We start from the raw sequence: 12,830 nt of genomic DNA, 5'->3' as shown, positions 1-12,830 counted from the left end.
TAAATAGTTTTAAGTTTTTATTCTGAAAATAATTAAGTTTTACTTTAATAAGATTGAAATTCTTTAGTTTTGTTCAGAGATTAATAACGCTTTTGTACCTGTTTCCAAGGCCCTAAAGATATGTTTCTGGTCGGCAGGGTAACAAATATAATCTCCGACACCGAGCTCAACAGCTTCATCAATTAAGCCCACTAAAGCTTTACCTTCGACCACAATAATGTGTTCCACAGAACCAACTGGATGAGGTTCTGAAAGACGGTCTTCGCCCGGCTCAACAAGCAATAAATACACATCACGGCGCGCATGAGGGGGACAAGTTGCCAACAAAATTGCCTTGTAATTGGCAATCTCTGAACTCACTGTTGGCCCATCGCCACAGCGAATGACTTGTACCTGATTGCTCGGTTCTTCCATCAAACGTGCAAATGGGATATTTAACGCCACACAAAGTGCCCATAAGGTTTCAATGCTTGGGTTACCTTGGCCTGCCTCTAATTGAGAAAGAGTAGACTTTGCAACGCCTGCACGACGGGCAACCTCTGCCAAAGAAAGCCCTGCTCTTTGACGTTCACGATTTAAACCTTTGGCAATAATTTCAATTGGCTGAGACATTCACCACATCCGTTCTATAAAAAAAACGATCGTTCGTTTTGACAAAACAATCAGACTTATTCATTATAATGGAAAACCGTTCGTTATATCATGCTATGTCCACATACGCTCTCATTAAGAAACTTAGTAAAGACACCACCCGCTCGATTTTCTTTGTCTGTCTAGCAACCAGTGTTGTCGGTATGTCTTTAGGTTCACTCGCCGCAAGTTATGGTTTAGCGCTCTGGATCCCGCTTTGCCTATCTATATTTGTGCTCGCAGGAACTGCTGAATTTATTTTTATTGGATTCTTGGCTGTAGGTGGTAGTCCTATTGCTGCTGCTATTGCAGGACTACTCGTCAATTTAAGACATCTGCCTTTTGGTATCGCGGTCAATGAATTAATCAGAGGTAAATTCTCTCGATATTTCGGTGCTCATATCATGAACGATGAAAGCGTTTTGTTTGGTATGGCACAGCCCGATTTCGAGACAAAAAAAGCCGCTTACTGGCTATGTGGTATAGGCATCATGCTAACTTGGCCACTGGGTGTCACTGCGGGTTATTTTATTGGAAGTGCCATTCCAGACCCAAAAACATTTGGTCTAGATGCCATTTTCCCTGCCATTTTAATTGCACTTACTTTTAATGCTTTAAAGAACAAATCTACCCGAAAAGCTGCATTTGCCGGATCAACTTTGGCACTGATTACCACACCTTTTTTGGCCTCAGGACTTCCAATTCTGATTTCACTTTTTGGCTTGATATGGGGTAGAAAAAAATGAATCAACAATTACTCATTATTTTAGGAATAGGCTTGTTAGCACTTGGAACATATGGGATTCGTTTTGCTGGTTTTCACTTAGGCGCCAAGTTTACTTTTTCTGAAAAATACCAAGTTTTACTCTCAAACGGTGCGACTGTTTTACTCTGTGCGATTGCAGTCACGACGACATTTTTTGAAGGCCAAGATTTTGCAGGTTTCGCGCGTATATTCGGTGTTGGGCTAGCACTTCTCTTGGTTTGGAAAAAAGTACCGCTTTTATTGGTAATTTGCTTAGCAGCGGCTGGCACGGCCCTAATACGTTTGCTCGGAGTTGAGTAATAAAAAAGGCGAGATAAACTCGCCTTTTTTGAAACTTTTGATTAGAACGGTAAATCGTCGTCTAAATCAGCTGGTGCAGACGCAGGTTGTTGTGGCGCTTTAGGAGCGAAACCACCACCTTGTGGGCTGTTGCCACCATTACCGAAACCACCTTGGCTACCATAACCACCGCCATTGTTTTGGCCGTAGCCGCCACCTTGGTTGTTATTATTTTGATAACCATTACCACCTTGTTGAGGTGCATTAAAACGTGGTTGATTAAAATCATTACCGCCAGCGAAACCTTGTTCACCTTGTTGACGACCATCTAACATTTGCATCTGTTCGCCACGAATTTCTGTTGTATAGCGCTCTTGACCATTTTGATCAGTCCACTGACGCGTGCGTAATGAACCTTCAATATAAACCTTAGAACCTTTACGTAGGAACTGCTGAGCAATTTCACCTAAACGGTTATGCAAAACAATACGGTGCCATTCAGTTTGTTCTTTACGCTCACCTGAAGTTTTATCGGTCCAAGCTTCACTTGTCGCGATTGAAAATTGAGTCAGCGAGCCCCCATTTGGAAAAGTTTTTGTTTCAGGATCACGACCCAAAGTACCAACCAAAATAACCTTATTTACACCACGCATTAGCTGTCTTCATCCTATTCATTTCTATGTTTTACTTTATAAGAGTTATGCTTAAATGGCTACCTCTTTACCGAACAACTGCGTTAAATCACGTCGCGCAGCCTCATCAAGAGTCTGTTTATCGACTTTAATATAAGCAACTTGCTGGTCAGGCATCACCACAACTTCTTCTATACCACGAATTGCCAATAGCTGTGTGGTCCACTCATTCACCTGTTGCACTTGCGGTAATGGCAACACAATCGATGACAAATACCGCGGCTGAGCTAAACCAAAACTAATTAGCAACCATATTATAGCAATCCCTATTAAGACACTCCATCCAATCGCAGTATTATGTAACATCAATAATTGACCACCTAGTGTGCCACCAAAAAAAGCACCTAAAAACTGGCTACTGGCATTTACACCCATAGCGGTTGCTTTTGATTGAATTGGCGCACATTTTGATAACCAAGATGGTAATAAAGCTTCCATCACATTAAATGCAATGAAGAAAATACCTAGGCCTGCGAGTAATACATATTTTGATTGATAACCAAATATGAGCAGCAACAAACCTGCAATAATGCCTGTAATAGCAGTTAAGAAAATGCCTCGCATTTTGCGATATTTTTCAGCCACGATAATGCTTGGAAATGCAAAAAACAGACTAATTACTAGTAGTGGCAGATACACCAAACCATGACTGGCTAAAGGAATATGGGCAAACTCGATAAGCTGTGAAGGCACATAAATAAACATGGCGGTAAGCAATAAATGCAATGCAAAAACCGAAACGTGTAAACGGTTTAAATCGCCCATTTGAATAACTTGCTTAAGCTGCGCTATGTAGCCTTGCTGATAATTACGATGATGACGAGTTACTTTAGGTACAAGCAATAACATCAAAATCGCGATTAAACCCATAATGGTCGTGACAAAGAACAAACCAGAAATGCCGACAAGACTTGTGAGCCAAGGCCCCAGACTAAACGCCACCACAAAAGACAGACCAATACTCATGCCCATCGCGGCCATGGCTTTAGTACGCTGCTCTTCGCGCGTCACATCTGCTAAAAGCGCCATCACGACTGCTGAAACTGCACCCGCACCTGCTATAGCACGACCAATAATCACGCCATAGATGGTGTCAGATAACCCCGCAATTGCACCGCCAATTGCAAACAGCAATAAGCCAAGTACCACGAGAGGTTTACGACTAAAACGGTCAGCCAGTAAGCTAAAAGGAATTTGTAAAATAGCCTGACTTAAACCATAGACGCCCACAGCCAAACCAATGAGTGCTGGAGTTGCATATTGATATGACTGCCCGACTACAGAAAAGACAGGAATAATCATGAACAAACCCAACATGCGTAGCGCAAAAATACTACTTAAGGCAAAAGTTGAGCGACGTTCCAAAGCATTCATCATATCAATACACGTTTATCAAACTAGGCAAATTATAAGCCGATTCGTTTCTAAAAATACGGGCCACCTTATTTAAATTAACGATTTCAGCTTAAAAAAATAAAGAGGCATTCAGCCTCTTTATTCTAAACAACTTTACTGAAAATTAGCTTAAGGCGACTGTTGCTCGCGCTTCGAATATTGAATTGAAGCAATAACAGCCCACACAATAAACGCTACACCAATTAAACCTGTGACAACTTCAGGTACATGTACACCTGTACCACTTGCAATCATAATGAATGCTAAAGCACCAATTGCGTAATGCGCACCATGTTCCAAGAACACGTAAGCATCTAGCGTACCTTTTTCAACAAGATAAACAGTCATTGAACGGACAAAAATAGCACCGATTGCAAGACCTAACATAATCACAACAACGTCACTGGTGATTGCAAAAGCACCGATCACACCGTCAAAACTGAATGATGCATCTAATACTTCAAGATATAAGAAACCGCCTAAACCAGCTTTAACCACACCAGACGCAGCACCCGAGCCATCTTGTAATACAGCATTACCATTTTCATCAATTTCAGGCTCACCACCTAACAAATGACTTAATACTTCAACGCCAATGTAAACCACAATGCCCCAAATACCGGCCATGGTCACTGCTAAACGTTGATGGTCATCTACATAACCAGCCATCACAATTAAAGCGATCAAAGCAATAAAAACAGACATTGCAGGTACGCTAGCTAAACTTGAAAGTTTAGATTCAAGCCATCTAAACCAATGGGTTTCTTTTTCATCATCAAAGAAGAAGTTTAAGAAAACTAATAATAAGAATGTTCCACCAAAAGCTGAAATTTCAGCGTGGTGCGCCATTAAGCGCTCAGAATAAGTTTTCGGATCATTGAGTGCCAATTTTGCCACTTCAATAACACCCATATCAGCGGTTACAGCAACAATCACGACAGGGAAAATCAGACGCATACCAAAAACGGCGATTAAAATACCTACCGTTAAAAAGATCATTTTCCAGAACGGATCCCAATTACGTAGAACCGATGCATTTACGACAGCATTGTCAAAAGATAAAGAGACCTCCATTACCGCTAAAATCGCTGTAATCGTTAAAGCTTTAAGCATGGTAGACACGCCAGCTTCAGGTCCATGGGTAAAACCCCAATACGCGGATAGTGCTAAACACACCACCGTAAAAAATATCGAAAATCGGAAATGCTTCATGGATCAGACCTATACCAAGAACTAAATTTAATCTTTCTTAAAACCGCGGCTATTATATCGATAATTAACCACAAAACGATGTTGTTTTGTGCCGTTATTCCCGCTACTTTATCTCTCTGTTTAATAAAGAAATTTATAATTTTTAATTAACTTATTAATCGTATTAAATATTTTCTTGCGATATATCTATCATTATTATTATTGTATTTTAAAATTGATTTAAAATCCGGTTCAGCTGTCTTATTTTAAATGGAATGATTTTATGCTTTTTTCTCAAGAACTTTGGCAACGTAATTTAAATTTATATCAAAAAATTCTCGACCTGCCTTTTAATCAGGAACTTGCTAACGGTACTTTAGATAAAGAAGCTTTTTGTCATTATGTCATTCAAGATGCTCAATATTTAGTGGCTTATGGTCGCGTACTTGCTGTTGCGGCAGCAAAGGCGTTTGAGGCTGACGATATTATGCAATTTTCAGATGCTGCTAAAATTGCAATTGTAGTTGAACGCAGCTTGCATGATGACTTTATGAAAAACTTTGGGGTAACCAAAGAAGAATTTAAAAATACGCCTTTGACCTTGGCAGGCCATCATTACACTTCATTCTTAACAGCAACTGCTTGGTCTGAAAGCTACCCTGTTGTACTCGCTGCACTGTTACCTTGCTTCTGGATTTATGCCGAAGTCGGTAAAGATATTGTAGATAAATCAATTCCTAATAACCCTTACCAAGCATGGATTGATACCTATGCCGGTGAAGAGTTTCATATAGCCGTTCAGAATGTGATTGCGACGGTAGACAAGGTTGCCGCACGTTGTGATGCAGACACTTTAGAGAAAATGCATGCCGCGTACACCATGGGTGCAAAACTTGAATGGTTATTTTGGGATAGCGCCTACCACCAAAGACAATGGCTAGGTTTAGACCATATTTAAAACTTCAAAAGAATCGGTCAGATCGTTCAAGACGCTGACCGTTTTTAATAAAATGTGAGATAAATATGTATATCGGCGAATTAGCATCTTTAACTGGAGCCACTCCTAAAGCCATTCGGCATTATGAGAAATTAGGCTTGCTACCAGTCGCAAAAAGAAAAGGCAATTATCGTATTTATGAAGAGATTGATGTTAAATCCGTTAAGATGATCCGCCTTGCACAAGCTGTTGGATTTAGCCTTGCCGAGCTTTATGACTTGTCCGCTTTAAAATATAAAAATAATCGCTTTCCTGTAGAAATTGCACAGCAGCTTATTCAAAAAAAGAATCAACAAATTATTGAGCAAAAAAAAGCGTTAAACCGTTTACAAGAAGATTTAAAAGAACTGGAAGATGAGATTATTCAGACTTATATTACCAATAAGATTTCTGCCTAAAACAGCTGGTTAGAATCTGCAAATAGCTTTCAAAATGAGTGCTTGACTCTGCCCTTAGGGACAAGGTTTATCGTAATGACTTCTTTTATTACGGACCAATAAAATGAGTGCTCATCTTTCAATATTTAAAAATTCAACAGCATTAATTACAGGCGCATCTTCAGGAATAGGCAAAGCCTATGCTCAAGAATTTGCATCTTTAGGAATTCATTTAATTTTAACAGCACGCTCTGAACAGAAACTAAATGATTTAGCCGATGAACTCAGAAAAAAATATAACGTGAATGTTGAGGTGATCGTTTTAGATTTAGCTCAACCCAATTCAGCTCAAAGCTTATTTGATGAAGTACAAGCTAGAAAATTAACGGTAGATATTTTAATTAACAACGCAGGATTTGGAAAATGGACTAAATTTTTAGATCAATCTGTATCTACCTATCAAGAAATGATCACGCTTAATATCAGCAGCGTAACATCTTTATGTTATTTATTTTTGCCCCATATGCTTGCGAACAAAAAAGGCATCATGATTAATATTTCATCGACAGGCGCGTTCCAGCCGTTACCCTATATTGCCGTTTATGGTGCAAGTAAATCTTTTGTATTGCAGTTTACTGAAGCGCTTGCAGGAGAATATAGCTCTTCAGGTATTAAATTTCTGGCAGTTTGTCCGGGCAATACCGAAACCAATTTTACTCAGGTCGCAAATGCCGATACGAGTGGTATGAAAAGCTCTACAGTTGAGGACGTTGTGTCTGCAACAGTTAGAGCATTAGATAAGAATAAAGCAACAGTTGTGGTGGGATATAGCAACTATTTGACATCTCAATTGCCCCGAATTCTTTCTCGCCAAAAGATGATTAATTTAGTTGAAGGTATGCTCAAAACCCGTGTTATTGAGCACTCATAAAAATGCTTCAATTTAAAAGATTAAGGGATTTCTCTTAATCTTTTAATGCTGAAACAGCTGCCAGCCATAAATTAAGCCTGCCGCAGCAACCACCCAACATAAGGTTGCCAATCCTAGACAAGACCACATCGACACCCGTGTTGCCAGTAAATAAACAGCAACTAAATAAATGGCATAAGGAATAAGTGACCATAGACCAAACAGAGCCGTTTTCTGTAATGCTTCAGCTCCTTTTTGCTGATAGACAATCACATGAGCAATCAAGGCAAAGGTAGGAAAAAGTGGGACTAAACCAGCAATATAAAATGCCTTACTTTTCGATAAAATCGAAATAATGAGGACAACCCCAGCCCCCAACATACATTTTAAAAATAACGCCCACATACACTGATCCTACCCGATCATTTCCATTTCAAAACGCTGTATTCTGCGCTTTTTAAAGAAAATTAACAGCGACTAAAGCAATCAATGCTGGAACTGCCTGAATATAAATAATCTTTTTACTGGCAGTCAGACCACCATAGATACCTGCAATGAGTACACAGCCTAAAAAGAAATTAGCGATTGATGTCGCAAACGGTGCATCAGCCAATAAAGACCAAAACAAACCCGCCGCTAAAAAACCATTATAAAGCCCTTGGTTCTGTGCCATAACTTTGGTGAGTTTTGCTTTCTCTGCATTATTTCCAAATGCTTTCATGCCATAAGGCTTGTCCCATAAAAACATCTCTAGCACTAAAATGTAGACATGTAATATGGCAATAAGCGCAATGAATATTTGTCCGATCATATAGTTTTCCTTTTTATTTTAAAGATATGAAAAAAGATCAGTCTCTCGACTGATCTTTTAGTGTGTTACGGTTTTAACAATACTTTGCCTTGGCGAGCACCTTGTGTTGCTCTTTGGGCAGCTGTTTTAATCTCATCAAAACTAAACACACCTTCTACAGGAAGGATTAATTTTTTCTGAGTTGCTAACGTTAATAACTCAACAATCAGTTCCTTTTTACGAGCTGCCGGCATTTCTTTGTTGACCACACTTGCCCAGAAACCTTTTACTGTCGCTTGTTTAAAAATCAAATCACCCGATGAAATTTGCATGGTTTCACCAGTCATACTGCCAAACGAAACCAATAGACTATTTTCACTGAGTAGATTCAGCATTTCCCCACTTGCGCTGCCACCAATTGAGTCCACACCAGCAATCAGCGGTTGATCACCGTGAATCTGTTTAACTTGCTCTTTCCAGTTTGGCTGATCAGTCGCAACAACATGTTGAATACCTAATGCTTGCATTTCAGCAATTGCATCAGTACGACGAACCAGATTAATAACAGGTAAACCACGTGCCTGTGCAATCATCGCAACTGTTTTACCTACTGCACCATTTGCCGTGTTTTGAATGAGCCATTGACCCGGTTGAACATTTACAAAGTCTAAAAGCATGAGGGCACTAATTGGCATACCAATCAGCTGTGCAGCTGTCTCATCATCAATTTCATTATTGAGTGGAATAAGCCCTTGAGCCGGTGCAATAAAGTATTCAGCCCAACTGCCATGCACAGATGCAACTGCGATACGTTGCCCTACCTGTACATGAGTAACGCCTTCGCCCAACGCATCTACAATACCAACGGCTTCACTACCACCAATCGCAGGTAAAGTTGGCTTGTAACCATAGCTTCCACGTACTGTCCATACATCATGATTATGGATTGGAGACATGATGGTTTTAATACGCACTTCGCCTGCTTTTGGTTCTGGCTTTGGCATATCCGCCTGCTCTAAAACGTCTACAGGTTCGCCAAAATTACCATGGATAATACTTCGCATTCTTTATTCCTCTATCGGTTTTAAGAGTTGTTGGGTCGTTTCTAAAGCTAAATGTAGATGTGCTTTGTCTTGCGACAATTTTGTGAGCAAAGCGGCACCCAACCATAACTGATACATGACTTGCGCAGTTTTCAAAGGATCAATATGTTTTGGAATTGACCCTTCTTGTTGTCCTTCTTTGAGTAGCAAAGCCAGACGCTGCGTTAATTTGTACACACCGTCATTGAGAATTTGGCGCATATCTTCCGACAAATCCGAAACCTCTGCCGCCAATTTCACAATCAAGCAGTTTTCAGCCCAGCTGCCATATATGGGATCATCAATCCACGCCTGCCACAACGCTATTAAACGGGCATGAGCACTTTGTTCACTGTGCTGCCAAAGTTGTTCCATACGAACTTTATAATTGGCCATGTATTGCTCTAGCAAGGCACAACCAAATGCCTCTTTCGAAGCAAAGTAGTGATAGAACGAACCTTTGGGTACGTCACAAGTCTTTAAAATTTCTTGCAAACCAACACCGACAAATCCTTTGTGTAATACCAGCTCAAAACTGGTATCTAAAATGTGTTGTCGCGTGCTTTCGCTTTTATTTAATCGTTTCATGCAGACACCATACTCCACTATTAGACCAGTCGTCTAGTAAAATTATGTTGCTCAATAAAATTTGCTAAGAAGTAGAAATCAAAAGAAAGGAATGTTAAAAATACAACCTGCTTATTTAAACAAATTTTGTCGATTGTCGTTTAACCGTCACAATTTGTCGCTTTAAATCATTTTGTACCACTTGAACAATTTTAAATCGTTATCATATATAGGGTCTGTTGTTTATAACCAGTCACACCTCCCCGCGGCTGATCAATCAACACCTAAATTTTCATTAATACATAATTGAGATGTTTTATGAGCCAAAGTCATATCCGTATTCGAGGCGCACGTACCCATAATTTAAAAAATGTGTCTCTCGATATTCCACGCGATAAGTTTGTGGTAATTACGGGGTTATCAGGTTCAGGAAAATCTTCTCTTGCCTTCGATACCCTGTACGCCGAAGGACAACGCCGTTACGTCGAATCGCTTTCGGCCTATGCTCGTCAGTTTTTATCGCAAATGGAAAAGCCTGAAGTCGACTCGATTGAAGGTTTATCTCCAGCGATTGCGATTGAGCAAAAATCTACTAGTCATAACCCGCGTTCAACGGTGGGTACAATTACCGAAATTTATGACTATTTACGTTTGCTTTATGCCCGTGTTGGTACACCATATTGCCCTGAACACGACTTGCCGATGGTTGCGCAAACCGTTTCTGAAATGGTCGATGCGGTAAAGAACCTTGAGGAAGGCACAGCACTCATGTTGCTTGCACCTGTCGTTCGTGAGCGTAAAGGTGAATACAGTAACCTGTTCGAACAACTACAAGGTCAAGGTTTTGTTCGTGCCCGTGTTGATGGTGAAATCATCGATATTGATACGCCACCTGAACTCGACAAAAAGAAAAAGCACACCATCGAAGTTGTCGTTGACCGCTTTAAAGTGCGTGAAGACTTAGGTAACCGTATTGCCGAATCATTTGAAACTGCACTGCGTTTAGGTGGCGATATTGCTGTTTTGTCATGGATGAATGGCGAACATCCTGATCGTGTTTTTTCTGCGAAACATTCATGTCCTGAGTGTGATCGTGCAGTCGCAGAGCTTGAGCCTCGCTTATTTTCATTTAATAACCCGTTCGGTGCCTGCCCTGTTTGTGATGGCTTAGGTACACGTAGCCACTTTAGCTCTGAAAAGCTCATTCCAAATCCGGATCTTGCAATTAGTGAAGGGGCTATTCGTGGCTGGGATCGTCAACGTCCATATTACTATTCGATGCTACAAAAAGTTGCCGATCATTTTGGTTTTCAACTTGATACGCCTTGGAACCAGCTAGATAAAGACACTCAAAAGAAATTCTTACAAGGTACTGGCAAAGAAAAAGTTGATTTAAGCTATATCGATGAGCGTGGTCGTAAACATACACGCGTACAGCCGTTTGAAGGGATTTTGCCGCATCTTGAACGTCGTTACCGTGAAACTGAAAGTAACTATGTACGTGATGATTTAGCGCAGTATTTATCTAATGCAGCATGTGATGCATGCGATGGTTCACGTTTAAATGAAATTTCACGTCATGTTCGTGTAAAAGATAAAACGATTGCCGACATTACTCGCATGTCGATTGGTGATGCTGAAAGTTATTATCAAGATTTAAATCTTGAAGGTGCTAAAGGTGAAATCGCCGATAAAATCTTTAAAGAGATTCGAGAGCGTTTACATTTCTTGGTGAGTGTTGGTCTGAACTATTTAAGTTTAGCTCGTTCTGCCGAAACGTTATCGGGTGGTGAAGCACAGCGTATCCGTTTAGCCTCACAAATTGGTGCAGGCTTGATGGGCGTCATGTATGTCCTTGATGAACCATCGATTGGCTTGCATCAACGTGATAATGATCGTCTATTACAAACACTGATTCGCTTACGTGATTTAGGTAATACGGTATTAGTCGTTGAACACGATGAAGATGCAATTCGTGCAGCCGACCATATTATTGATATCGGTCCGGGAGCCGGGATACATGGTGGCGTGATTATTGCTGAAGGAACTTATGATGAATTGGCTAACCATGCTGACTCACTCACAGGTCAATACCTTTCAGGTAAACTCAAAATTGAAATACCAAAACAACGGACTCAATCACCGCGCCCAGATGAGTTCATTAAACTTTCTGGTGCAAGTGGTCATAACCTTAAAAACGTCGATTTGAAAATTCCGCTCGGCATTATGACTTGTGTGACTGGCGTTTCAGGTTCAGGTAAATCGACACTGATTAACCGTACGTTACTTCCATTGGCTGCAACACAGCTCAATGGCGCAACCACATTAACAGCTGAAAAATTTGACTCAATTGATGGTCTACAACATCTAGATAAAGTTGTTGATATTGACCAAAGCCCAATTGGGCGCACGCCACGCTCTAACCCTGCAACTTACACAGGGTTATTTACGCCAATCCGTGAGTTATTTGCTCAAACGCCAGAGGCAAAAGCCCGTGGTTATAGTGCAGGCCGTTTCTCGTTTAACGTGAAAGGCGGACGCTGTGAAGCCTGTGAAGGCGACGGCATGATTAAGGTCGCAATGCACTTCTTACCAGATATGTATGTACCTTGCGATGCGTGTCATGGTAAACGTTATAACCGTGAAACGCTTGAAGTCGGCTATAAAGGCAAAAACATTTCTGATGTTTTAGAAATGACGGTTGAAGATGCTGCTGAATTCTTTAGTGCAATTCCAGTCATTCACCGCCGCTTAGAAACCTTAACTCAGGTGGGCTTAGGCTATATTCGTTTAGGTCAAGCTGCGACTACACTCTCTGGTGGTGAAGCACAACGTGTAAAACTAGCGCGTGAGTTAGCTAAACGTGATACGGGTAAAACTCTTTATATCTTGGATGAACCAACAACAGGTCTACATTTCCACGATATTGCCAAGTTACTCGACATTTTGCATGAGCTACGCAACAAAGGTAATACCATTGTTGTGATTGAACATAACCTTGATGTCATTAAAACAGCGGATTGGGTTGTGGACTTAGGCCCAGAAGGTGGTTCGGGCGGTGGTATGATCATTGCCGAAGGCACACCTGAACAAGTGGCTGAGGTTGAAATTTCCCATACTGGCCGCTTCTTAAAACCAATGTTGAAGTAATTTA

General features: G+C 40.6%; 14 protein-coding genes. 6 read left to right on the top strand and 8 right to left on the bottom strand.

All coding sequences use genetic code 11. The annotated features are described in order from the left end of the window. Positions 1–63: 63 nt before the first annotated feature. Positions 64–612, bottom strand: coding sequence for a helix-turn-helix domain-containing protein (locus K6I41_RS00990; protein WP_151768128.1), 549 nt, complete (start codon positions 610–612; stop codon positions 64–66). A gap of 68 nt (positions 613–680) precedes the next feature. Here K6I41_RS00990 and K6I41_RS00985 point away from each other — a divergent pair, with 68 nt between their 5' ends. Together K6I41_RS00985 and K6I41_RS00980 are read left to right on the top strand one after the other, a co-directional pair. Continuing rightward, complete coding sequence (locus K6I41_RS00985; RefSeq protein ID WP_250375742.1) at positions 681–1,376, top strand: AzlC family ABC transporter permease; 696 nt, start codon at positions 681–683, stop codon at positions 1,374–1,376. Next, positions 1,373–1,696: an AzlD domain-containing protein gene (locus tag K6I41_RS00980; RefSeq protein ID WP_111855172.1), complete on the top strand. Its 324-nt coding sequence runs from the start codon at positions 1,373–1,375 to the stop codon at positions 1,694–1,696. The genes K6I41_RS00985 and K6I41_RS00980 overlap by 4 nt, the downstream gene beginning before the upstream one ends. A gap of 41 nt (positions 1,697–1,737) precedes the next feature. Here the strand turns inward: K6I41_RS00980 and ssb are convergent, their stop codons facing one another. The 3 genes from ssb to K6I41_RS00965 form a co-directional block, all read right to left on the bottom strand. Then, complete coding sequence (gene ssb / locus K6I41_RS00975; RefSeq protein ID WP_004789979.1) at positions 1,738–2,328, bottom strand: single-stranded DNA-binding protein; 591 nt, start codon at positions 2,326–2,328, stop codon at positions 1,738–1,740. A 51-nt stretch (positions 2,329–2,379) separates the two neighbouring features. Then, entirely contained in the window at positions 2,380–3,744 is a 1,365-nt protein-coding gene (locus tag K6I41_RS00970) for an MFS transporter (protein WP_250375043.1), read from the bottom strand. A gap of 147 nt (positions 3,745–3,891) precedes the next feature. After that, positions 3,892–4,974 carry a DUF475 domain-containing protein gene (locus tag K6I41_RS00965; protein WP_005300706.1) on the bottom strand — a complete coding sequence of 361 codons (1,083 nt, stop codon included), beginning with the start codon at positions 4,972–4,974 and terminating at the stop codon, positions 3,892–3,894. A 262-nt stretch (positions 4,975–5,236) separates the two neighbouring features. On the opposite strand from K6I41_RS00965, the gene tenA reads away from it, so the two are divergent. The 3 genes from tenA (at position 5,237) to K6I41_RS00950 (ending at position 7,258) form a co-directional block, all read left to right on the top strand. Then, positions 5,237–5,911, top strand: a complete 675-nt coding sequence (gene tenA, locus K6I41_RS00960) for a thiaminase II (RefSeq protein ID WP_250375042.1) — start codon at positions 5,237–5,239, stop codon at positions 5,909–5,911. 65 nt (positions 5,912–5,976) lie between these two features. Continuing rightward, positions 5,977–6,348: a MerR family transcriptional regulator gene (locus tag K6I41_RS00955; protein WP_107880474.1), complete on the top strand. Its 372-nt coding sequence runs from the start codon at positions 5,977–5,979 to the stop codon at positions 6,346–6,348. A 103-nt stretch (positions 6,349–6,451) separates the two neighbouring features. Continuing rightward, positions 6,452–7,258, top strand: a complete 807-nt coding sequence (locus K6I41_RS00950; protein WP_151827532.1) for an SDR family NAD(P)-dependent oxidoreductase — start codon at positions 6,452–6,454, stop codon at positions 7,256–7,258. A gap of 42 nt (positions 7,259–7,300) precedes the next feature. On the opposite strand, the gene K6I41_RS00945 is transcribed toward K6I41_RS00950, so the two are convergent. The 4 genes from K6I41_RS00945 to K6I41_RS00930 all read right to left on the bottom strand — a co-directional run bounded on the left by K6I41_RS00945 (position 7,301) and on the right by K6I41_RS00930 (position 9,697). Next, on the bottom strand, positions 7,301–7,642 hold the full coding sequence (locus tag K6I41_RS00945; protein ID WP_151827531.1) for a GlpM family protein: 342 nt from the start codon (positions 7,640–7,642) through the stop codon (positions 7,301–7,303). Positions 7,643–7,694: 52 nt separating this feature from the next. Next, on the bottom strand, positions 7,695–8,048 hold the full coding sequence (locus K6I41_RS00940) for a DUF1304 domain-containing protein (RefSeq protein ID WP_002053763.1): 354 nt from the start codon (positions 8,046–8,048) through the stop codon (positions 7,695–7,697). 65 nt (positions 8,049–8,113) lie between these two features. After that, positions 8,114–9,091 carry a zinc-binding dehydrogenase gene (locus tag K6I41_RS00935; protein WP_013196617.1) on the bottom strand — a complete coding sequence of 326 codons (978 nt, stop codon included), beginning with the start codon at positions 9,089–9,091 and terminating at the stop codon, positions 8,114–8,116. A 3-nt stretch (positions 9,092–9,094) separates the two neighbouring features. Next, a complete protein-coding gene (locus K6I41_RS00930; protein WP_250375041.1) occupies positions 9,095–9,697 on the bottom strand; it encodes a TetR/AcrR family transcriptional regulator in 603 nt (200 codons plus the stop codon). A gap of 297 nt (positions 9,698–9,994) precedes the next feature. Between K6I41_RS00930 and uvrA the strand changes: the two genes are divergently transcribed. Then, positions 9,995–12,826: an excinuclease ABC subunit UvrA gene (gene uvrA / locus K6I41_RS00925; RefSeq protein ID WP_250375040.1), complete on the top strand. Its 2,832-nt coding sequence runs from the start codon at positions 9,995–9,997 to the stop codon at positions 12,824–12,826. Positions 12,827–12,830 lie beyond the last annotated feature (4 nt).

It is taken from the genome of Acinetobacter sp. AS23 (genome assembly GCF_023612055.1).
GTDB classification, from domain to species: domain Bacteria; phylum Pseudomonadota; class Gammaproteobacteria; order Pseudomonadales; family Moraxellaceae; genus Acinetobacter; species Acinetobacter oleivorans.
This window is presented reverse-complemented; position numbering and strand designations above follow the sequence as displayed.